Below are 19,878 nucleotides of genomic sequence, written 5' to 3'. Positions count from 1 at the left end.
CTGGCTTCATAGGATTCAGTAGCTAGACCGTTGCTGCGCAACTCGCTAGTGGTTAGACGTAAAACTGCGTTTTACTTGCTAGATAAGAGCATAAAACCCAACGCGGCCGTTTTTCCAAAAGGTCTGCTTTCGACTGTGTGTTGCAACGATCCACTGAACCCACAACCCAAAGCAGATATTAAGGGTATGCGTTTAACATAGTAAATCCTAAGGCTTAATTAATTATGCTAGAATCCCTCTTATGCTTAAAAGTTCCTCACTTACAATGAATCGTACCCTAGCGGCTATCGCTCTTATATTGATAGCAGTTATTTTGTGTCGAGGTTTTTTGGTGGTAGAACAGAGCATGCATTCAGCAGCTCCTACTATTAATCCAGCTATACAGGCAATTGAGCACGGGCACTATCATGAGCCAATTTTAGGTCACTTACATGCGGAAAATGCGGAAATATCTGACGCCAGCCACCTATTACTGCATGCAATGGGCGTAATTGAAAACCAAATGCCTGGGTCAGCTTTTATACCCGCTACAAGCTCTGTCAGATCATCAAGAACTTCTTACTCTCATGACATGCCAATAGAGCCATCTCTTTCAAATTTACTTCGCCCTCCCATCGTCTGATTTACCCTATTTTTCTCAATTGTGTATTGGTGTGCGGTAGCGCGTGCGATCCACAGTATTCGTGATTTTATTACGGAGATTACAGAGTGAATCTGAAATCATCATATCTTCGATGGGGCTTTTCCCTGTCTGCGCAACATATCTTCCTGTGCTTGTTAGTAGTCTTATTATTAATGATAGGAGTAGTGCCTACGGCATTTTCTCATGGGGTAGCAGAAGGTGATGCTCTTTTTATAGAGCAGGCTACAGGCGTACAGTTGATACCCTATATCTACCTCGGCGCAAAACACATGGTAACTGGCTATGATCACCTATTGTTTCTAGTTGCCGTTATTTTCTTCCTCTATCGTATGAAAGAAGTAAGTATCTATGTGACTTTGTTTGCGGTGGGGCACAGCATAACATTGCTCTATGGTGTACTCAGTGAAACACATGTTAATCCCTATATCGTTGACGCAATTATAGGGCTATCTGTTGTTTATAAAGCATTGGATAATCTTGGAGCATTCAGGACGTGGTTTGGTTTTCAACCTAATACTAAAGCTGCTGTTTTGATCTTTGGTTTCTTCCACGGCTTTGGCCTTGCTACCAAACTTCAAGATTTCACCCTATCTGAAGAGGGTTTGATTGCGAACATTCTAGCTTTCAACGTAGGAGTTGAATTAGGACAGATACTCGCACTCGGAGCGATTCTTATCGTGATAAATTTCTGGCGTAAAACTCAATCATTCTCTCGACAGGCTTTTGCAGCCAACGTTATTTTGATGTTTTCTGGTTTTACATTAGTGGGATACCAGCTAACGGGTTATCTGACAATTTCCTGAGGAAAGAAATATGCATGACATATCTAATTTAAACAACGAAGAGCTTCCTTCTGGTAAGAGCCTTATTAAAGCAAGCGCATTCGCATTTATAACTGGCTGCACGTTGCTTATCACGGCTATTTTACCTGCCGAATATGGCATTGATCCTACAGGTTTTGGAGAGAGGCTTGGACTAACAGTATTAAATACTGCAAACGCCACTGAAATTAAAAAAGATGAGGTTTCTATAACCCCTAATACGGCAAGCTTAAGTACAGGACTAAATCCTGTATGGAAAAGTGATATGAAATATCGCTCTGATACCCTAACCGTCACCTTACTACCAAATCAAGGTTCAGAAATTAAATCCAAAATGAAAGCGGGTGAAAATTTTTCGTTCAGCTGGGAGGTTGAAGGTGGGGTTGTAAACTTCGATATGCACGGTGAGAAAATTAATGATGGTGATAAATTTACAAGCTATTGGTTGGGACGTGATGAGTCCCAATCTAGTGGTTCCTTTAGTGCTCCTTTTGACGGTACACATGGCTGGTATTGGAAAAACAATGGCGCAGAACCTGTAACAGTACATCTAACTGCAAGTGGGTTTTATGACGCTTTTTACATGCCCTAATAACACTATCCGTACTGTATTACTTACACCAACTTTTAGGAATTTAATTATGCTAAATATAAAGACATTAACCATCGGAATTCTAATCGCAGCGCTTTCAGGAATGGCCAGCGCGCACTCTAGTCATGCTCGTATGGAGCCTGTAAACCAGCATGAAGCTACTGTACGTGCCGATAAAGTCATCGATGAACTACTTGCTAGTGATAGGCTTGAATCTTCATGGAGCGAAGCAGAAAGAGCAGAGACAAATCTTCGAGATACTGGATCAGGAAAAATCTGGGTACTGCGCTACGAGAACCCAGCAGCGAGTGATTCTTCTAAAAATGAATTGTTCATATTTATTGATGAGCTAGGAAACATCCTATCCGCAGGATATGAAGATAAAATTTAAGCTGTAGGAAGCGGAGTTAAAACGGAATTCTGAGACATAACAGTTTTCCGTTTTTCCTAGCTGAATAAAAGGCAAGGAACCAATGAGATCATATTTTTTTTACTGTCATCACAGGATTAGACGTGGAGAACGTCAATGGCTTATTACATATTAAAAATTGTTATAACGACGCTTTTGGTCGTTACGATTTCAGAGATAGCTAAACGAAGCTCTTTCATGGGGTCATTGTTGGCTTCCATTCCGTTGATTTCAGTACTTGCTATACTTTGGCTTTATATTGAAACGAAAGATATTACCAAGATAAGCACCCTCTCAATCAGCATATTTTGGCTGATCATACCGTCATTATCTCTATTTTTGTCATTACCCTTGCTGTTAAAGCAAGGTGTTAATTTTTATTTGAGCTTTGTTATATCAATTGGAATTACTGTCGTTTGTTATTTCTTATTAATAGGGACATCAAAATATTTTGATTTAACGCTATAAATAAATTTAAACTTCTAAATAGTAGCCATCCAAGTGTCCGCTTTTGGCACGGAGCAGAAGCTATTCCACCCTAGCTCAAGTAAACGGAATGAGTGCAGTTTCTCTGCAAACAGTTCTTTACGCTTTTTCTAACAACTAGCTAGCCGCGCAGCGGCGGTCTAGCCTCTGCTCTTATCAAGCCCGGCCAAACGGCAGGGCAATCACGTCACTAATCTGTGACGTGCCTTGTGCCAACATCACTAATCGGTCGAGTCCCATGGCAACACCGGCGCACTCTGGCATTCCGCTTTTCAGCGCCTCCACCAGCAGGCTATCCGTTGGCCGTACCGGTAGCCCTTCAACCTGGCGCTGAGCAATATCCTGTGCAAAACGTCGTGCCTGCTCAGCGGCATCAGTTAGCTCAAAGTAACCATTAGCCAACTCAATCCCAGTAACAAATAGCTCAAACCGGCAGGCTACAGCCTGACCTGCACTGTTTGTCATCACCTTAGCAAGGGCTGCCTGACTAGCAGGGTAGTCATAGACAAAAACGCCTCCACTATCCACCAGCTGTGGCTCTATCACATGGGACATCAGCAGGTTAAGCCAGTTATCCCGGTTGTCATCGTCCATCTCCAGCTCGATATGCTCGCGGGTAATAACTGCAAGCTCTTCGGCCGTAGCTGAATAAGGGTCAATATTCAGATACTGCTTAAACAGTTCACCGTAGCTTATCCGTTGACAGGCGGTAAGCCCAAGTAACGGCACCACCAACGCCTCAACTTCATCCATTAATCGGTGATGATCAAAACCGGGGCGATACCATTCCAACATAGTGAATTCAGGATTATGGCGCTTACCATACTCCCCATTACGAAACGCCTTACAGATTTGATAGATCGCACCGCTGCCCGACGCAAGCAGACGCTTCATGGCGTATTCAGGGGAACTTTGTAGATAGCGTATTTGCCCCTGCTGTTCTGGCAACGGGTGATAGCGACACTCGATGGTATCGATATAGGGATCACTGACAGCAGCAGTCGTCATCAGTGGCGTTTCCACCTCCAGCACATCCCGCTCAGCAAAAAAACCACGGATCTGTGTAAAGATCTCCGCCCGCTTACGCAGATTTTCAACCGACGCCGTCGCTTTCCACAATTCACTCATCAGACATCACCTTTCAATATAAACCGTCGTGCCCGCGGCATACCATACATCCTGCTTTCACCACTCCTGCGCATCCCTGCGCTTGTAGCATACTGTACGTCCTGTACATCGCCGCTCTTGCGCGCCCATGCGCTCGCGGCATACTGCACATCCTTTACATAAAAATGGCAGCCGAGGCTGCCATTAATAATTATAAAAAATTGATTTGAATGCGTTATGAGCGCAGTGAGAGCAAGGCATAAACCGGTGAGCAGGCGGAGTTAAGTCGCCTTAATGAGCATTGCGAACCGGTTTATAACGCAGCTATCGCAAGCGCAATAGCATTCAAACAATTTTTAAGCGCGGGAGACGTAGTCACCACTCCGCGTATCAATCTTCAACACATCGCCTTGTTCAATAAACAACGGTACACGCACAACAGCGCCCGACTGCAATGTCGCAGGCTTAGAACCACCCTGAGCAGTATCACCTTTGAGGCCAGGATCAGTCTCGGTGACTTCCAGTTCAACAAAGTTTGGCGGTGTGATTGAAATCGGGTTGTTATTCCACAGGGTAACCAGGCATTTATCCTGTTCTTTCAGCCACTGATGAGCATCACCAATAGCCGTTTTGTCTGCAGCAACCTGATCGAAGCTTTGCGGATCCATGAAGTGCCACATCTCGCCATCGCAGTACAGATACTCCATATCAGTATCCATTACATCAGCGCCTTCAGCTGTTTCATTCGACTTAAAGGTACGCTCCCAGCTGCGGCCAGTAATAAGATTCTTCAGTTTTACCCGGGTGAAAGCCTGGCCTTTACCCGGCTTAACGAATTCAACATCTACCATTGAGCATGGATCGCCCTCAATCATCACTTTCAGGCCGTTCTTAAACTGGTTCGATGGGTAATTTGCCATAACGATCTCAAAATAAATTATAATCTGGTGAACACTTGCCACCGCAAAATTGACACACATTCTACTTGAAAGGAGAATGCGAGCAAATTTTCCGCGAAAATATTCCTATATGAACTCAACTATCAAGCTGCCAGACACTTGGCAAACACTGCTCAGCCAGACTTTAAAGAGTCCGGAAGAGCTACTTAGCTATCTGCAGCTTCCCGATTCATTATTGGAAGGGGCCAATCGCGCCAGCCTGGAATTTGCCATGCGTGTTCCCCGCCCCTGGTTAGACCGAATAGAGAAAGCGAACCCCGATGACCCACTACTACGTCAGGTACTGCCCCTTGGCGAAGAGTTAGAAACCGTTCCTGGCTTCATCAGTGACCCTTTAGAAGAGATGAGCAGCAACCCGGTCGACGGTCTGATCCATAAATACAAAGGTCGGGTTTTAGTGATACTAACCGGTGCCTGTGCCATTAACTGCCGATACTGTTTTCGCCGGCACTTCCCCTACGATGAAAACCGCTTGGGGCCAGAACAGTGGCAGAAAATCCTTGATTACATCGCTGCTGACACCAGTATCACCGAAGTAATTTTTTCTGGAGGAGACCCCCTCGTCTCTAGTGACGCTCGATTGAAACAACTCATAGGAGATCTTCAAGAAATCCCCCACCTGACCCGCTTGCGTATTCATAGTCGACTTCCGGTGGTTCTACCGCAGCGAATCACTACGTCACTCACGAACCTGTTTAGCCAAACAACGCTCAAAGTAGTCACTGTGATTCACAGCAACCATCCACAAGAGCTGGATACTGCTGTGGCAAAGGCAGTTGAGCAGCTAAAGCATGCAGGAGTTACTGTTCTGAATCAGGCGGTGCTGTTACGAGGCGTTAACGATAGCGTCGCAACACTTAAAGAATTAAGTGAAAAACTTTTTGATATCGGCGTGTTACCCTACTATCTCTTCACCTTTGATCCAGTCAAAGGCGCTGCTCATTTCGATGTCCCCGATAATGAAGCCAAACAGATCATTAGCCAGTTGCAAGATCAACTACCGGGCTATCTGGTACCGAAATTAGCCCGGGAGATACCTGGGCGGGGAAGCAAAACCCTATTAATCCCAGGTCAGGAGTAGAAAGTTCATGTACCCGCAGCTGCAGAGGTTTCTATTATTTATCGCGCTATTGATGTTTGGCTTCGGCGCGTTGATACAGATAGCTGATCAGCAAAACAGCTCTGGCATCCCTATCACTTACAAAGCATTGAGTTCCCCTGTTGATATTGTCGAACTCAGCAACCCGGTGCTACCCGTCGCTTATACCTCAGTAGTCTCATTAAAAGGGCTGCCAATCGCGGAGAAGAAACAACGTTTTATTGCCATGCTGTTACCCGCCATTCTGATCAGCAAAGCAACATTAAAAGAGCAGAGAAACCGACTAAACAAAGTACTGGCTAAACCGAATATAAGCGCTACTGAGCAGATTTGGCTGAATCAACTGGTAACGTTATACCGGGTAGGTTCTGTCACTGAACTCAGCAGGAGAATGATCGACCTGCCCAACAGCCTCATTCTGGCGCAAGCAGCCATAGAAACTGGCTGGGGCAGCTCACGTTTTTTCCGCCAAGCGATGAATGTTTTTGGCGTCTGGTCATTCGATCCAACTGAAAAAAGAATCATGGCTAGCCAACTGCGTGATGGTAAAGCGGTTTATGTGAAACGATATGACTCATTGCTGGGGGCAATTAATGATTATCAGCTAACTCTGGGACGAGGCAGTGCATATCAAGAATTAAGAGCGGCCACTCAGCATACCCAGAATAGTCTCCAGCTAATTCAGCATCTGAGCCGTTATAGTGAGTTAGGTGAAACTTATATACAGCGACTCAGCACAATGATTCGGCAAAACAATTTAAGCCAATACGACAGCTATCATCTCTGAACAAACAGCTATCGATCGTCATCACCACTCACTTGCTGTAGCAAAAGATCCAATGGTTCAGGGAGCCCCAAGCCATAGCCCTGACCATAATCCACTCCGATTTCACGTAATAACTCTCGTACCTCATCATTCTCGACAAACTCGGCAATGGTCACTTTACCCATCACATGACCAATATCGTTGATTGATTTAACCATCGCCAGATCGAGCTTATCGTCCAGAATACCTTTGACAAACTGACCGTCGATTTTCAGGTTATCGACCGGCAAGTTCTTCAGGTAAGCAAAGGAAGATAAACCACTACCGAAATCATCCAGAGAAAACTGGCAGCCATAGGCTTTCAGAGCATTGATGAATCGCTGAGCTTCTGACAAATTGGCAATAGCAGAAGTCTCAGTTATCTCAAACTTAACCTTGTAAGGCAGCATTGACGAATTATCCAGGTGACCAATAATTGTCTGCTTCAGGTCAGGATCCCCCAAACTGCCACCTGACAAGTTAATCGCACAACAACCAAAATATTGACTGAACTGGGTAAAGTTACGTTCCAGCCAGGCAAACGCATGGTCTACCACCCACTGATCTATCTGACCTGACAACTGATAACGTTCTGCTGCAGGGAGAAAAGCCCCTGGAGGAACTATCTTCCCATCCCGGCCTTTCATCCTCAGCAGTATTTCAATATCCGGTTTAAGTTGAGGGTTCTGTAACGGCACGATTAGCTGCCCATAAAGAACGAAGCGATTTTCATCCAGCGCTGAGTTGATTTCTGAGACCCATTGCATCTCCCCCTCCCGCTGAGCCAGCATCTCATTGCCAACCGAGTACAGACGAACCCGGTTACGACCAGAATCTTTAGCTGTATAGCAGGCGGAATCAGCATGTTTGAGAATTTCTGTCAGGCCCGCAGAGTGTTCGTTAATTTCAACAACACCGATACTCACCCCGATACTGAACACCTGCTGTTCCCAACAGAATTTAAACTGGGCGATAGTATTACGTACATCTTCAGCGACTAGCCTAGCTTTCTCCAGAGGGCAGTTTTGCAACAGGATACCGAACTCATCCCCTCCCAGCCGGGCCAGAGTATCATTTGCCCTCACCCTCTCTTGTAACAGAGCCGAAACCTGTCGCAGCAACTCATCGCCTGCAACATGCCCTGAAGTATCGTTGACCACCTTAAACTGATCCAGATCGAGAAAACAAAAAGCGTGCTGAGCCCCAGCCTGACACTGCGTTTTCAATAGTGTTTCAAGCCGGACTTCAAACTCACGGCGATTTACCAACGCAGTTAACTGATCATGACTTGCCTGATAACTAATCTGCTCGGAGATCAGTCGATTCTCAGTAATATCCTGTAGCGTAACCACATAATGAGTCAGCTCTTCCTCTAAGTCGTAAATAGGAGCGATACTAACTTGCGCCCAATACAGGTCGCCTGACTTTTTCCGGTTTACTATTTCACCACGCCAGACTTCCCTGTTCTCTAGCTCATGCCACAGATCTCGATAGGAAATCTCGCCCAAGCGTACATAGTGAAGCATCTCAATATTCTGGCCTATAACATCTTCCGTGCTATAACCGGTCTCTTCAGTAAACTTAGGGCTGGAGTACTCAATTTCTCCGTCTGGACGGGTTATAAGCACCATATTAGGGCTGAACTCAACCGCTTTAGAAACTTTACGCAACTCCTGTTCAGCTCGCCGCCGTTCCTCTACTTCATATTGCAACGAAGCTGTTTTCTCCCCCACTAGCTGTCCCACTCTCAGGGTCCTCCCGGTCAGGGAGAGCAACCAGCCGCCCAACAACGCGGTAAATATCATGCCCGCCAGCAGAACGATCCAACTGCTCCACTGAAATAAAAGGGTATAAAATTCGGGTTTAGCCGTGTACTTAAACTGATAGCTCCGGCCACCTATAACATAATCACTGTCCCACTTAAGATCAGTGTTAGGGATCATAGACTCGTTAGCCGAACTGAATATCAGTTTCGGATCGTCTGTATTATCAAGTAATTCAATATCGATGTATGAAGCAAGATCCTCACGACTCTCCAGCACCGAGCCAACAAAGTCTCCCATCCGATACACAGCCGCCACGACCCCTTCATTCGAAAGACCAGTATCAACCCAGCCATGATTAATTTGCAGGTATGCAACGATGCCTCGCTGTCCTCCAGACTCTTGGGCAAGTGTTATTGGTGCCGTAAATGACAGCCCATTTACCTCCCGAGCTCTGTACAAAGCCTGCTTCGCAGTTGGATGGCTAGCCACGTCATAACCGAAAGCCCGTTCATTTCCCTTAAAAGGCTCAATATAGGTAATCGGGTAATAGAAATCTCTTTCAGCTGCGAGCCGAAAAGAACCTAGCTCATCTCTTTCCAGTACCTGCCTGACAGAACCAGGAACACCACCAGAAGTACTTTCATATTCTGAACGAAGAGAGTGGTGTAACCGGGGAATCCACTCTAGCGCCTGGATTTCAGGGTAACGCGTCAGAGTGTACTTAGTGAATTTAGAAAACTCATGATCATCAACAAGAGTACTACTGATAAAAAAACTGCGCAGCGAGTAAAGCACCTCAACCCCAGCATTAAGCCTTGCCTGAAAATGCGAATGTAGCTGTTCAGCCTGTCGGTTAAACTGAGACATTCGTTCTTTTGACTCATAGTTTTTAGTCACTATGAATAACGTGATGATCACGACTAGCAAACCCACCATAGGCAAACCAATAGCCATTCTACGTGTATAGAGGGTGCTCTGCTTGTTAGCAAACAGAGCTAATAACATAGGCACCATCACAATGGCACCGATAGTGTCCCCAATCCACCAAGTTAACCAACTGACAAAATACTCATCCCCTCCGATAATGCCAAAGAAGAGAAACGTGGTAATTGCCATCAGACTTGCGACCATAGAAGCCACCGGCCCGATAATAAACAGAAACTGTGTTATCTCTTTATCATCGATTAAAGCAGGCAGACCTCCCAGAAATCGATTTACCAACCATACAGCCCCAACGGCTTGCATTACGGCGGCACAGCTGAGCAAAAACATCAAAGAGAGGGAACGGACTACCGTTGCAGCGTTTTCAGTATCTAACCAACTGCTGGCATAAAAAATCATCAAGGCGACAAATAGTCCAAAACAAACACGATAACCACGCAGAAGAATAGCCGTAATCGACACACCGGCAGCAGGCCAGACTGCTGAGGCCTCACTCGGCTGAATAGACAGCCAGGTTATAGAGCAGTGAGCCAGAACAATATATGCAATACCCGGTAGAAGATGGGTATAAAATCCCTCTATCAAAAACTTATTAGGGGATGCACTGGCAGGAATCTCTGATGGCATATGCGGCTAAGTACTCTGAAAAATATGATCTTATTACGCTATAAAACAATTTACGCGAAAGCACCAGCAATAGTCACCTGAAACTACCCAATCTGCAAACTAACTTAGCCACATAAAACACCAGAGACTGGGGGTTGAAGCGTTCTAATTCGGCGTTTATAGAAGGAGGTTTGCACAACTTGTAGCTTAATTTTAGGCTCGAAAAAGTAATACTCCCGCCGACACTGTGAAAAGGAGAACCATTACTACGGCCTTTATATCTCCGACACGACTCACTTCTTTAAACGAATGACAGCAAAGCGGTGAGCCCTATGTATGACTATCCGGCAAAGACCTACGGGCCTGCTCGCAAAATTCGCGACATAGGTTCTAATCAATGCTTGTTGCAGATTCACCTGCTGGGCGCTGGCAACGGTTCAGCCAGGACAGATTGTTTAGGCGGGTGATATTGAGGAGAAAGAGATAAACCAGGCATGCAGCTGGCCATCGTTAGCGATGACTCAGCTGTATGCTGTTTTTTTGATGATAGGTATTTTAGATTGAATCTGGGGTTCAGTTCAGTGAAACACAGATCAGCGTTTACACAAAAATAGCCTGAAAGCTTACCGCTCGCATTAACTGCGTGGACGCGGCGGCATCACCGGAAACTGCGTAACAGTCCCCTTGGCCTCGGTAATTTTGGCCACACCTTCATGCTTAACTTCGTCGATGCGGATAATCGCCTGCATCGGAATATAACTGCGCTCTACCTCTTCAAACTGTTTTTTCAGTTTCTCTTCAGACGGATCAACCAGCAATGAGCTCTGACTGCCAAAAACAAAATTTTCAACCTCCAGAAAACCCCATAAGTCACTTTGATAGACATTCAGAGCGTAGATCTCATAGACCTCGTTCTGATTAAGAAATTTGATTCGGTAGATGGGTTCACTTGCCATTCTTCAGAGCACTCAAATAGGTTTGACTGCCTGCTATATGGGGTTCTTTTATATGATTACAAGTCATGCACAGAGGCAGTTAAAAACTATGATCCCCGGTGACCTTAAAGTATAATTTCTGCCCTTTTACTTTTCCCAAGATTTAAAGACAGGTGTGCAATGGCCAAGAAGCTATTCATTAAAACCCATGGTTGCCAGATGAACGAGTACGATTCCGCCCGTATGGCAGATCTACTGGGCGAGAGCCATGAACTTGAGCTGACCGACAATCAGAATGAAGCCGACGTGCTGCTCCTAAACACCTGTTCGATCCGAGAAAAGGCCCAGGAAAAAGTTTTCCATCAGCTGGGCCGCTGGCGCAAGCTGAAAGCTAAAAACCCTGATCTGAAGATCGGAGTGGGTGGCTGCGTTGCTTCTCAGGAAGGCGATGCCATCCTCAAGCGGGCACCATACGTGGATATGATCTTTGGACCACAGACCCTCCATCGTCTGCCGGAGATGATCGACATCACTAATGCCGGCACTCAGAAGAAAGGCATTGTTGATATCAGCTTCCCCGAAATCGAAAAATTCGACCACCTCCCCGCACCTCGGGTTGAAGGGGCTGAGGCCTTCGTTTCGATCATGGAAGGTTGCAGCAAATACTGCACCTTCTGTGTAGTTCCCTATACTCGCGGCGAAGAAGTCAGCCGACCGCTGAACGACGTTCTGGCAGAAGTACTTGAACTGTCCGAGCAGGGTGTACGGGAGATCCACCTATTAGGACAGAACGTCAACGCTTACCAAGGTGCAACCTCTGATAGCGATTTCGCGGATCTGGCAGAGTTAATCCGTAACGTTGCAGCCATCGATGGTGTCGATCGCATTCGTTTTACCACCTCTCACCCCGTTGAGTTTACCGATAGTCTGATAGACGTTTATCGTGACGTCCCTGAGCTTGTTAGCTTCCTGCACCTACCCGTTCAGAGCGGATCTGATCGAATTTTGAATGCGATGAAGCGCGGTCATATGGCCCTTGAATATAAGTCCCTAATAAGGAAGATTCGCGCAGCACGCCCGAACATCACTCTATCTTCTGATTTCATTATCGGCTTCCCCGGAGAAACCGATGCCGAGTTTGAAGCAACCATGAATCTGATCGCAGAGATTGGGTTTGATAACTCATATAGCTTTATTTACAGCCGTCGCCCAGGTACACCCGCTGCCGATCTGCCGGACGATATTTCAGACGAAACAAAGAAGCTCCGCCTGAAAATTTTGCAAGATCGTATTCTTCAGCAAGCATTGCAGATCAGCCGTCGTATGGTCGACTCAGTACAACGCATATTAGTAACCAACTACTCGAAGAAAGACCCAGGCAAGCTACAGGGCCGTACTGAGAATAATAGAGTGGTTAACTTCCGCTGTGACAATCCGGACATGATCGGCCACTTTGCCGATGTCCGTATCGCTGAGATCTACACCAACTCTCTGGTAGGTGAGCTGGTGGGATCTGAGCTGGATGGCACCCTTGCAACACAAGACACTCAGTAAACCAATACCCTATACTTATCAGCATCTCAATCTAAGGATCAGTTTTTGAACACAGCGCAAACAATAAAGCTCACTCTGGAGCCCGATAGCCCGCAGCATCTGTCGAACCTCTGTGGCCAGCTCGATGAGCACCTGCGACTGCTAGAGAAACGGCTGGGCATTGAGATCAGTAACCGGGGCAACAGCTTCCAACTGGCGGGCAAATCCGACCTGATCCGCGCCGGCGCCAAGATGCTCGAACAACTCTATGAAGATGCACAAAAGGGAGAGCCGGTCACACCGGATCAGATCCACCTGTTGTTGCAGCAATCCGGCGTTGAACAGCTATCGGGTGGTGAGCCTGCCGCGCCGGTTTATCAGGCCGACATTACCATCCAGACCCGCAAAGTCCAGATCCGCCCGCGCGGGCCGAATCAACAGAGCTATGTCCGCACCATTCTGACCCATGATATCAATTTCGGCATTGGCCCTGCCGGTACGGGTAAAACCTATTTGGCCGTTGCCTGCGCTTGTGAAGCGCTGGAACGGGAAGAAGTCAGCCGTATACTGCTGGTTCGTCCGGCGGTCGAAGCCGGTGAAAAACTGGGCTTTTTACCCGGTGATCTGAGTCAAAAAGTAGACCCTTACCTACGCCCCCTCTACGACGCTCTTTATGAGATGCTCGGTATTGAGCGGGTCAGTAAACTTATCGAACGCAATGTAATTGAAGTTGCTCCGCTGGCTTATATGCGAGGCCGAACGCTGAATGGGTCTTTCGTCATCCTTGATGAAAGCCAGAATACTACCCGGGAACAGATGAAGATGTTCCTTACCCGGATAGGCTTTGGCTCCACCGCAGTGATCACCGGTGATACAACCCAGATAGACTTACCCAAAGGGGTACGCTCCGGATTAATCCACGCCAGCGAAGTACTGAAAGAAGTTAAAGGGATAGGGTTTACCCGCTTTAACTCTAAAGATGTGGTCCGACACCCTCTGGTTGGACATATTGTCGATGCCTATGAGCTTTATGAAAAGCAGCAACCTTCCCAACAGGACAAGCGATGAACTATTTTGTTGATCGTCAGTGTCAGATTGAAGACATCGACCTTCCCTCCGAAGCTCAGCTTACTGAATGGGTCAGCGCCGCCCTGAAAGGCCGCCTGGACGCAGCTGAACTCTCTATACGTATAGTTGCACCACAAGAGAGTCAGGAGCTGAATAATCAATACCGTGGTAAAGACAGCTCCACCAATGTTTTGTCCTTCCCGTTTGAGATGCCTGAGGGCATAGAACTGGACCTTCTGGGTGATTTAGTGATCTGCGCAGAGGTCGTTTCCTGCGAAGCTATCGAACAAAATAAGCCGTTATTCAACCACTGGTGTCATATGGTTATACATGGAGTCTTGCATCTATTGGGATTCGACCATATAAATAACCTTGAAGCAGAAGAGATGGAACAGCTGGAACGGGAAATTCTTGCTACTCTGAACATTCCTGACCCCTATTTGTTAAGCGAATAACGCTGACAATCAGATAGACCTGTTAACCCATAAAGTTTGTGATCGAATAAACGGAGCACACAATGAGTGAAGATCGACCGGGAAATGGTCATCAGAAAACGTGGTTAGGCAAACTCGCCCAAGCCTTTTCTGATGAGCCGAAAACCCGCGAAGACCTGCTGGCTGATCTTAAAGACGCCGCCGATGAAAACGTTCTGGATCAGGAAGCGTTCAGTATTATTGAAGGCGCAATGCAGGTGGCCGATCGACAGGTACGGGATGTTATGATCCCCAGATCACAAATGGTGGTGGTAGAAGCTGATCAGACACCTAAAGAGTTCCTGCCGATTATTATCTCTTCCGCCCACTCTCGCTTCCCGGTCATTGGTGAAAATCCGGATGACATCCTCGGCGTGCTACTGGCCAAAGACCTTTTGCCATTGATTCTGGATGATAACTATCTGGAAAACTTCGACATTTCACAACATGTTCGCAAAGCCACGTTCATTCCGGAAAGCAAACGCCTTAACGTACTGCTGCAAGAGTTTCGCGCTACCCGTAATCATATGGCCATCGTTGTCGACGAATATGCAGGGGTCTCCGGTGTTATTACCATTGAAGACGTACTTGAGCAGATCGTCGGCGAAATTGAAGATGAGCATGACGCAGATGATGACGATGGTAATATTAAACCTTTCGACGATAATGGTTATATCGTTAAAGCGCTGACACCCATTGAAGATTTTAATGAATTTTTCGATATTGGCATGCCTGACGATGAATTTGATACTATCGGTGGATTGGTGACTCAGAAATTTGGTCATCTACCAAACAAGGATGAGACTGTAGAAATCGATGCCTTCACATTTAAAATTCTTAGCGCCGACAACCGGCGAATTCGCCTGCTGCAGGTTATTCGTTCAGAATAGGGCGATTATCCATGGCTAACCGCACTCCGTACATATTCTGGCGCGTGTTACTTTGCCTATCTGCTGGCGCAATCGCTCCGCTCTCGTTAGCCCCTTTTGATTATTGGTACCTGGGGGGCATTTCCGTAGCACTGCTGTTTATCTCACTGCACAACTGTTCTCCCCGGATCGGAGGCTGGCTTGGCTGGTGTTACGGCCTCGGATTTTTCGGTGCAGGCGTGTCCTGGGTATTTGTCAGCATTCATGAGCATGGCAACGCCTCCAGTCTTCTGGCCGGCTCAATGACTTTTCTATTTGTCGCCGCTCTGGCAATACTTTTTTCCATTCAAAGCTGGATCTATACTCGTTTTTTCCGTAATGCTATCGGTTTTTGCGCACTCTGGTTACTCTTTGAATGGCTGCGTAGCTGGTTACTTACCGGTTTCCCCTGGCTCTACCTCGGCTACGGCCTGATTGATACTCCCATGGCGGTATTTGCCCCACTGGGTGGCGTCTGGTTCCTCAGCCTCTATGTAGTATTAGTGGGTACACTGTCAGTCAGCTTCTTTAAGCGTTTGAATCACCCGCTACAATCAGCTGCAATCCTGATGTTGCTGGCAATCCCCTGGGTCGCCATACAACAGGAAGAAATTCCTGAAGACTGGACCTTGCCGATTGGTGAGCCGGTAGATGTGATGCTGGTGCAGGCGAACATTCCTCAGGAAGAGAAATGGATACGCAGCAATCTGAATAACATTCTGCAAACCTATGTCGACCTAAGTCAGGACAGCGATAAAGTCGATCTACTGATCTGGCCTGAAACTGCTATACCTACTTTTTACACGTCGGCATCAGCGATGCTCAGCCCGTTGATAGAGCAACTAGAGCAAAGCAATACTGCCATGATCAGCGGTATTCCGACTATGTATCTCGACCCCGAACACCCTAAAGGAAGGCGCTATACTAATAGTCTGACCCTGTTTGCCGGTGGCGGTGGAAACTACGATAAGCAACGATTGGTACCTTTCGGTGAATACGTTCCACTGGAGCGTCAGTTACGCGGCATCATCGACTTCTTCGATCTGCCGATGTCTGAATTTAGTCTTGGCTCAGCCAACCAACCGCTGTTAGAAGCAGGTGATAGCCATATCGCACCGTTTATCTGTTACGAGATCGCCTATCCTGAACTGGTCCGGCATAACAGCCTGAACAGCGACCTGTTACTCACCGTCAGCAATGACACCTGGTTTGGTCACTCTACCGCCCCGACACAGCATCTGCAGATAGCGCGTATGCGGGCACTGGAAACTGGGCGTTGGTTAATCCGGAGTACCAATAACGGCATCAGCGCACTGATTAGCCCGGATGGACAGATCAGCGCGACAATACCTCAATATGAGCAGGCGGTGCTGGTAGGTGAGGTCCGCCGAATGGAAGGCCTGACACCTTATCAGCAGTGGGGAATATTACCGCTACAGATTCTGACAGCGCTAATGCTATTACTCGGTCTCTTCACCGCTACTCCAAGGAGCAGAAGCACGTACAAAAGTATCTGAGCCGCATTTCTGACACAGGGATAGACGACTAGTACGGGTGTTAGTCGTCTTCTCTCCGCACACTAAGCAGGAAAACGTGCCTGCCGCCGCTATTTCGCGGGCATGATAATGATCTTCACCACTGTCCAACCGCTGTTCTAACTCGGCAATACCAATACGGGTTCGATCTGCCAACTCCATCAATTGCCGGGCAACCTGCTGTTCCAGAACATTCAGATCAAAGTTAAGCCAGGCGGCGATTCCCTCTCCGGTTTCATGGGCATAGTACCCCAGACGCTTAAGATCCCGTTTCAAATAAGCACTGAGCAGATCCATCTCATCCCGGGTCATCTCTTCAGCAGTCAATTCAAGCTCTACCGCCTCTTCAATCTTCTGTTGCAGGTAGTCCCATGAGCGGTGTTCTGCTGATTCCAGATCCTTACGCAAACGACTAAGTACGCGGTCATACTGAGCACTGCGATCTATACCATTATTATTGTTGCTCATATCACTCTCCAAAGCCGACGAAAAACTATATGTAAGATTGCATATATTGTATCCTATGCTCCATAGACAAAACTTTCCATTGACCGGCACCAATCCTTTGCCGGTTTTTATTATCAGAGCCAAAATGAACGAACAATACAAACCGCAGCACATTGAGCCAGAAGTCCAGAAATTCTGGGTAGAAAATGAAAGCTTCAAAGCGACTGAAGACCTTTCCAAAGAGAAATTCTACTGCCTATCCATGTTCCCCTACCCTAGTGGTCGGCTACACATGGGCCATGTTCGTAACTACACCATTGGCGATGTAGTTTCTCGCTATCAGCGGATGCAGGGTAAGAATGTCCTGCAACCGATGGGGTGGGACGCTTTCGGCCTGCCCGCGGAAAACGCGGCGATGAAAAACAATGTGCCACCCGCTAAGTGGACCTATGAAAACATCGATTACATGCGTGATCAGCTGGATCTGATGGGCTTTGGTTACGACTGGAGCCGGGAAGTTGCCACCTGTCACCCAGAGTACTATCGCTGGGAGCAGTGGTTCTTTACCCAGTTGATGGAAAAAGGATTGGTCTACAAAAAAGATTCAGAAGTAAACTGGGACCCGGTTGACCAGACCGTACTGGCGAATGAACAGGTTATCGATGGCCGCGGCTGGCGTTCCGGTGCTTTGGTTGAGCGCAAGAAGATCCCTCAGTGGTTTCTGAAAATCACCGATTACGCCGATGAGCTATTGGATGATCTGGACAAGCTGGGAGAGTGGCCTGAACAGGTCCTCACTATGCAGCGAAACTGGATCGGCCGTTCTGAAGGCGTAGAGTTAAGCTTTCATGTAGAAGGCTTCGGCGAGATGGAAGTCTTTACCACCCGTCCGGATACACTGATGGGCGTGACTTACGTTGCGGTAGCCCCAGCTCATCCACTGGCTCAGCAAGCAGCAGAGAACAATCCTGAACTGCAAGCATTTGTCGCTGAGTGCAAAAACATGAAAGTGGCTGAAGCCGATATGGCCACTATGGAAAAGAAAGGCTTCGATCTGGGTATCCAGGCGGCTCATCCAATTACCGGTGAAATGGTCCCGGTATGGACAGCAAACTTCGTACTGATGGATTACGGTTCTGGCGCAGTTATGTCCGTACCGGCCCATGATCAACGTGACTTTGAATTCGCCAAAAAATACAACTTGCCTATCAAGCAGGTCATCCGCCCTGCTGATAGCGATATCATCGTCAATATGGATGAAGAAGCCTATACCGACAAAGGTATTCTGGTGAATTCCGGAGATTTCGATGAGTTAGATTTTGAGATGGGATTCAAAGCGATTGCCGCTGAACTCCAGAGCAAAGGCAAAGGCAAAACCACCATCAACTATCGACTGCGCGACTGGGGTGTATCCCGTCAGCGCTATTGGGGCACCCCGATTCCAGTTATCAACTGCGACAGCTGTGGTGCAGTTCCGGTACCTGAGGATCAGCTGCCTGTTGTCCTTCCTGCTGATGTAACTTTTGATGGTGTAGGCTCCCCAATCAAAAAAATGGACAGTTTCAAGAAGACCAGCTGTCCAAAGTGTGGCGGTGACGCTGAGCGTGAAACGGACACCTTCGATACTTTTATGGAATCGTCCTGGTATTACGCTCGTTACGCCTGCCGTAACGCCGAAACAATGCTAGAACCAGATGCAGCTAATTACTGGCTGCCGGTCAATCAGTATATTGGCGGTATCGAGCACGCCATTCTCCACCTGCTTTATTCACGCTTCTTCCACAAGCTAATGCGTGATCAGGGACTGGTTAACTCTGACGAGCCGTTTGAACGTCTATTGTGTCAGGGCATGGTACTGGCAGAAACCTTCTATCGCGAAGATGAGAACGGCGGCAAGCTGTGGATCTCGCCAACTGAAGTCAAAATTGAGAAGGACGAGAAAGGTCGTGTCATTAAAGCGACTCACATCGAAGATGGCCAGCCAGTTGATTCCGCAGGCATGGGCAAGATGTCCAAGTCAAAGAACAACGGTATCGATCCACAAGTGATGATCGATAAATACGGCGCCGATACGGTGCGCCTGTTTATGATGTTTGCCGCGCCTCCTGAGCAATCTCTGGAATGGTCGGATTCCGGTGTTGAAGGGGCACATCGCTTCCTTCGACGTCTGTGGAAACTGGTACACGATCACCTGCAATACCCGGGTGATCTGGTCGCTATCGAGCCTGATTCGTTAAATGATCAGCAAAAAGAGCTGCGCCGCAAGACCCACGAAACAATTAAGAAGGTTTCCGATGACGTTGAACGTCGTCAGACGTTCAATACGGCCATCGCTGCAGTAATGGAACTGACTAACGCCATCAGCCGCTTTGTTGATGCCAGTGACCAGGGACGTGCTATCACCCGTGAAGCACTCACCGCAGCGGTTCAGTTACTAGCCCCCATCGTGCCTCACATCACCCATCAGCTATGGATAGATCTGGGTAACAGCAATACTCTACTGGATTCGCCCTGGCCGATGGCCGACGAAGCAGCCATGACCCAGGCCAATGTAATGATGGTCGTTCAGGTCAATGGCAAAGTCCGGGCGAAGATCAATGTGCCCGCAGATTCCGATGAAAGCGTTGTGTTACATACAGCCTTGGCAGATGAAGGGGTTCAACGCCACATGGATGGTAAAACAATTCGTAAGCAGATTGTGGTACCCAATAAACTGGTCAACATCGTTGTTGGTTAAGGAATAA

General features: G+C 47.3%; 17 protein-coding genes. 12 read left to right on the top strand and 5 right to left on the bottom strand.

Going from position 1 to position 19,878, the window contains the following annotated elements; all coding sequences use genetic code 11:
• Window positions 1–714 precede the first annotated feature (714 nt).
• The 4 genes from QZZ54_RS02630 (at window position 715) to QZZ54_RS02615 (ending at window position 2,933) form a co-directional block, all read left to right on the top strand.
• A complete protein-coding gene (locus QZZ54_RS02630; RefSeq protein WP_290698190.1) occupies window positions 715–1,446 on the top strand; it encodes a HupE/UreJ family protein in 732 nt (243 codons plus the stop codon).
• 10 nt (window positions 1,447–1,456) lie between these two features.
• Window positions 1,457–2,056, top strand: coding sequence for a hypothetical protein (locus tag QZZ54_RS02625; protein ID WP_290698148.1), 600 nt, complete (start codon window positions 1,457–1,459; stop codon window positions 2,054–2,056).
• Window positions 2,057–2,105: 49 nt separating this feature from the next.
• Window positions 2,106–2,447, top strand: coding sequence for a DUF6488 family protein (locus QZZ54_RS02620; RefSeq protein WP_290698145.1), 342 nt, complete (start codon window positions 2,106–2,108; stop codon window positions 2,445–2,447).
• 135 nt (window positions 2,448–2,582) lie between these two features.
• The gene (locus QZZ54_RS02615) at window positions 2,583–2,933 is read left to right on the top strand and encodes a DUF3147 family protein (RefSeq protein ID WP_290698143.1); all 351 of its coding nucleotides are present in this window, start codon (window positions 2,583–2,585) and stop codon (window positions 2,931–2,933) included.
• 174 nt (window positions 2,934–3,107) lie between these two features.
• On the opposite strand, the gene epmA is transcribed toward QZZ54_RS02615, so the two are convergent.
• Window positions 3,108–4,079: an EF-P lysine aminoacylase EpmA gene (gene epmA, locus QZZ54_RS02610; protein ID WP_290698140.1), complete on the bottom strand. Its 972-nt coding sequence runs from the start codon at window positions 4,077–4,079 to the stop codon at window positions 3,108–3,110.
• A gap of 335 nt (window positions 4,080–4,414) precedes the next feature.
• The gene (gene efp, locus QZZ54_RS02605; protein WP_290698137.1) at window positions 4,415–4,978 is read right to left on the bottom strand and encodes an elongation factor P; all 564 of its coding nucleotides are present in this window, start codon (window positions 4,976–4,978) and stop codon (window positions 4,415–4,417) included.
• A gap of 109 nt (window positions 4,979–5,087) precedes the next feature.
• Here efp and epmB point away from each other — a divergent pair, with 109 nt between their 5' ends.
• Window positions 5,088–6,098 carry an EF-P beta-lysylation protein EpmB gene (gene epmB / locus QZZ54_RS02600; RefSeq protein ID WP_290698134.1) on the top strand — a complete coding sequence of 337 codons (1,011 nt, stop codon included), beginning with the start codon at window positions 5,088–5,090 and terminating at the stop codon, window positions 6,096–6,098.
• Between the two features lie 7 nt (window positions 6,099–6,105).
• A complete protein-coding gene (locus QZZ54_RS02595) occupies window positions 6,106–6,903 on the top strand; it encodes a glucosaminidase domain-containing protein (protein WP_290698131.1) in 798 nt (265 codons plus the stop codon).
• An 8-nt stretch (window positions 6,904–6,911) separates the two neighbouring features.
• Here QZZ54_RS02595 and QZZ54_RS02590 read toward each other — a convergent pair whose 3' ends face one another.
• Both QZZ54_RS02590 and QZZ54_RS02585 read right to left on the bottom strand, forming a co-directional pair.
• On the bottom strand, window positions 6,912–10,256 hold the full coding sequence (locus QZZ54_RS02590) for an EAL domain-containing protein (RefSeq protein WP_290698128.1): 3,345 nt from the start codon (window positions 10,254–10,256) through the stop codon (window positions 6,912–6,914).
• 614 nt (window positions 10,257–10,870) lie between these two features.
• The gene (locus tag QZZ54_RS02585) at window positions 10,871–11,191 is read right to left on the bottom strand and encodes a DUF1820 family protein (RefSeq protein WP_290698125.1); all 321 of its coding nucleotides are present in this window, start codon (window positions 11,189–11,191) and stop codon (window positions 10,871–10,873) included.
• A gap of 159 nt (window positions 11,192–11,350) precedes the next feature.
• Between QZZ54_RS02585 and miaB the strand changes: the two genes are divergently transcribed.
• The 5 genes from miaB (at window position 11,351) to lnt (ending at window position 16,669) form a co-directional block, all read left to right on the top strand.
• The gene (miaB, locus tag QZZ54_RS02580; protein ID WP_290698121.1) at window positions 11,351–12,724 is read left to right on the top strand and encodes a tRNA (N6-isopentenyl adenosine(37)-C2)-methylthiotransferase MiaB; all 1,374 of its coding nucleotides are present in this window, start codon (window positions 11,351–11,353) and stop codon (window positions 12,722–12,724) included.
• Window positions 12,725–12,769: 45 nt separating this feature from the next.
• Window positions 12,770–13,771, top strand: coding sequence for a PhoH family protein (locus tag QZZ54_RS02575; protein ID WP_290698118.1), 1,002 nt, complete (start codon window positions 12,770–12,772; stop codon window positions 13,769–13,771).
• On the top strand, window positions 13,768–14,226 hold the full coding sequence (gene ybeY / locus QZZ54_RS02570; protein WP_290698115.1) for an rRNA maturation RNase YbeY: 459 nt from the start codon (window positions 13,768–13,770) through the stop codon (window positions 14,224–14,226). Before QZZ54_RS02575 ends, ybeY begins: the two co-directional genes overlap by 4 nt.
• A 62-nt stretch (window positions 14,227–14,288) precedes the next feature.
• On the top strand, window positions 14,289–15,134 hold the full coding sequence (locus tag QZZ54_RS02565; protein ID WP_290698112.1) for a transporter associated domain-containing protein: 846 nt from the start codon (window positions 14,289–14,291) through the stop codon (window positions 15,132–15,134).
• A gap of 11 nt (window positions 15,135–15,145) precedes the next feature.
• The gene (gene lnt, locus QZZ54_RS02560) at window positions 15,146–16,669 is read left to right on the top strand and encodes an apolipoprotein N-acyltransferase (RefSeq protein WP_290698109.1); all 1,524 of its coding nucleotides are present in this window, start codon (window positions 15,146–15,148) and stop codon (window positions 16,667–16,669) included.
• Here lnt and QZZ54_RS02555 read toward each other — a convergent pair.
• Complete coding sequence (locus QZZ54_RS02555) at window positions 16,613–17,155, bottom strand: zinc ribbon-containing protein (protein ID WP_290698106.1); 543 nt, start codon at window positions 17,153–17,155, stop codon at window positions 16,613–16,615. The genes lnt and QZZ54_RS02555 overlap by 57 nt on opposite strands.
• A 124-nt stretch (window positions 17,156–17,279) precedes the next feature.
• On the opposite strand from QZZ54_RS02555, the gene leuS reads away from it, so the two are divergent.
• Window positions 17,280–19,871 carry a leucine--tRNA ligase gene (gene leuS / locus QZZ54_RS02550; RefSeq protein WP_290698103.1) on the top strand — a complete coding sequence of 864 codons (2,592 nt, stop codon included), beginning with the start codon at window positions 17,280–17,282 and terminating at the stop codon, window positions 19,869–19,871.
• Window positions 19,872–19,878 lie beyond the last annotated feature (7 nt).

Source organism: Amphritea sp. (assembly GCF_016744155.1).
Taxonomy (GTDB): domain Bacteria; phylum Pseudomonadota; class Gammaproteobacteria; order Pseudomonadales; family Balneatricaceae; genus Amphritea.
This window is presented reverse-complemented; position numbering and strand designations above follow the sequence as displayed.

Bases quoted from the DNA above. Each gene is read 5' to 3' on its own strand.
- miaB (WP_290698121.1), top strand. From the start codon at position 11,351: ATGGCCAAGAAGCTATTCATTAAAACCCATGGTTGCCAGATGAACGAG.
- leuS (WP_290698103.1), top strand. From the start codon at position 17,280: ATGAACGAACAATACAAACCGCAGCACATTGAGCCAGAAGTCCAGAAA.
- QZZ54_RS02590 (WP_290698128.1), bottom strand. From the start codon at position 10,256: ATGCCATCAGAGATTCCTGCCAGTGCATCCCCTAATAAGTTTTTGATA.
- QZZ54_RS02625 (WP_290698148.1), top strand. From the start codon at position 1,457: ATGCATGACATATCTAATTTAAACAACGAAGAGCTTCCTTCTGGTAAG.
- epmB (WP_290698134.1), top strand. From the start codon at position 5,088: ATGAACTCAACTATCAAGCTGCCAGACACTTGGCAAACACTGCTCAGC.
- QZZ54_RS02595 (WP_290698131.1), top strand. From the start codon at position 6,106: ATGTACCCGCAGCTGCAGAGGTTTCTATTATTTATCGCGCTATTGATG.
- QZZ54_RS02615 (WP_290698143.1), top strand. From the start codon at position 2,583: ATGGCTTATTACATATTAAAAATTGTTATAACGACGCTTTTGGTCGTT.
- QZZ54_RS02585 (WP_290698125.1), bottom strand. From the start codon at position 11,191: ATGGCAAGTGAACCCATCTACCGAATCAAATTTCTTAATCAGAACGAG.
- lnt (WP_290698109.1), top strand. From the start codon at position 15,146: ATGGCTAACCGCACTCCGTACATATTCTGGCGCGTGTTACTTTGCCTA.
- QZZ54_RS02565 (WP_290698112.1), top strand. From the start codon at position 14,289: ATGAGTGAAGATCGACCGGGAAATGGTCATCAGAAAACGTGGTTAGGC.
- QZZ54_RS02555 (WP_290698106.1), bottom strand. From the start codon at position 17,155: ATGAGCAACAATAATAATGGTATAGATCGCAGTGCTCAGTATGACCGC.
- epmA (WP_290698140.1), bottom strand. From the start codon at position 4,079: ATGAGTGAATTGTGGAAAGCGACGGCGTCGGTTGAAAATCTGCGTAAG.
- ybeY (WP_290698115.1), top strand. From the start codon at position 13,768: ATGAACTATTTTGTTGATCGTCAGTGTCAGATTGAAGACATCGACCTT.
- QZZ54_RS02620 (WP_290698145.1), top strand. From the start codon at position 2,106: ATGCTAAATATAAAGACATTAACCATCGGAATTCTAATCGCAGCGCTT.
- efp (WP_290698137.1), bottom strand. From the start codon at position 4,978: ATGGCAAATTACCCATCGAACCAGTTTAAGAACGGCCTGAAAGTGATG.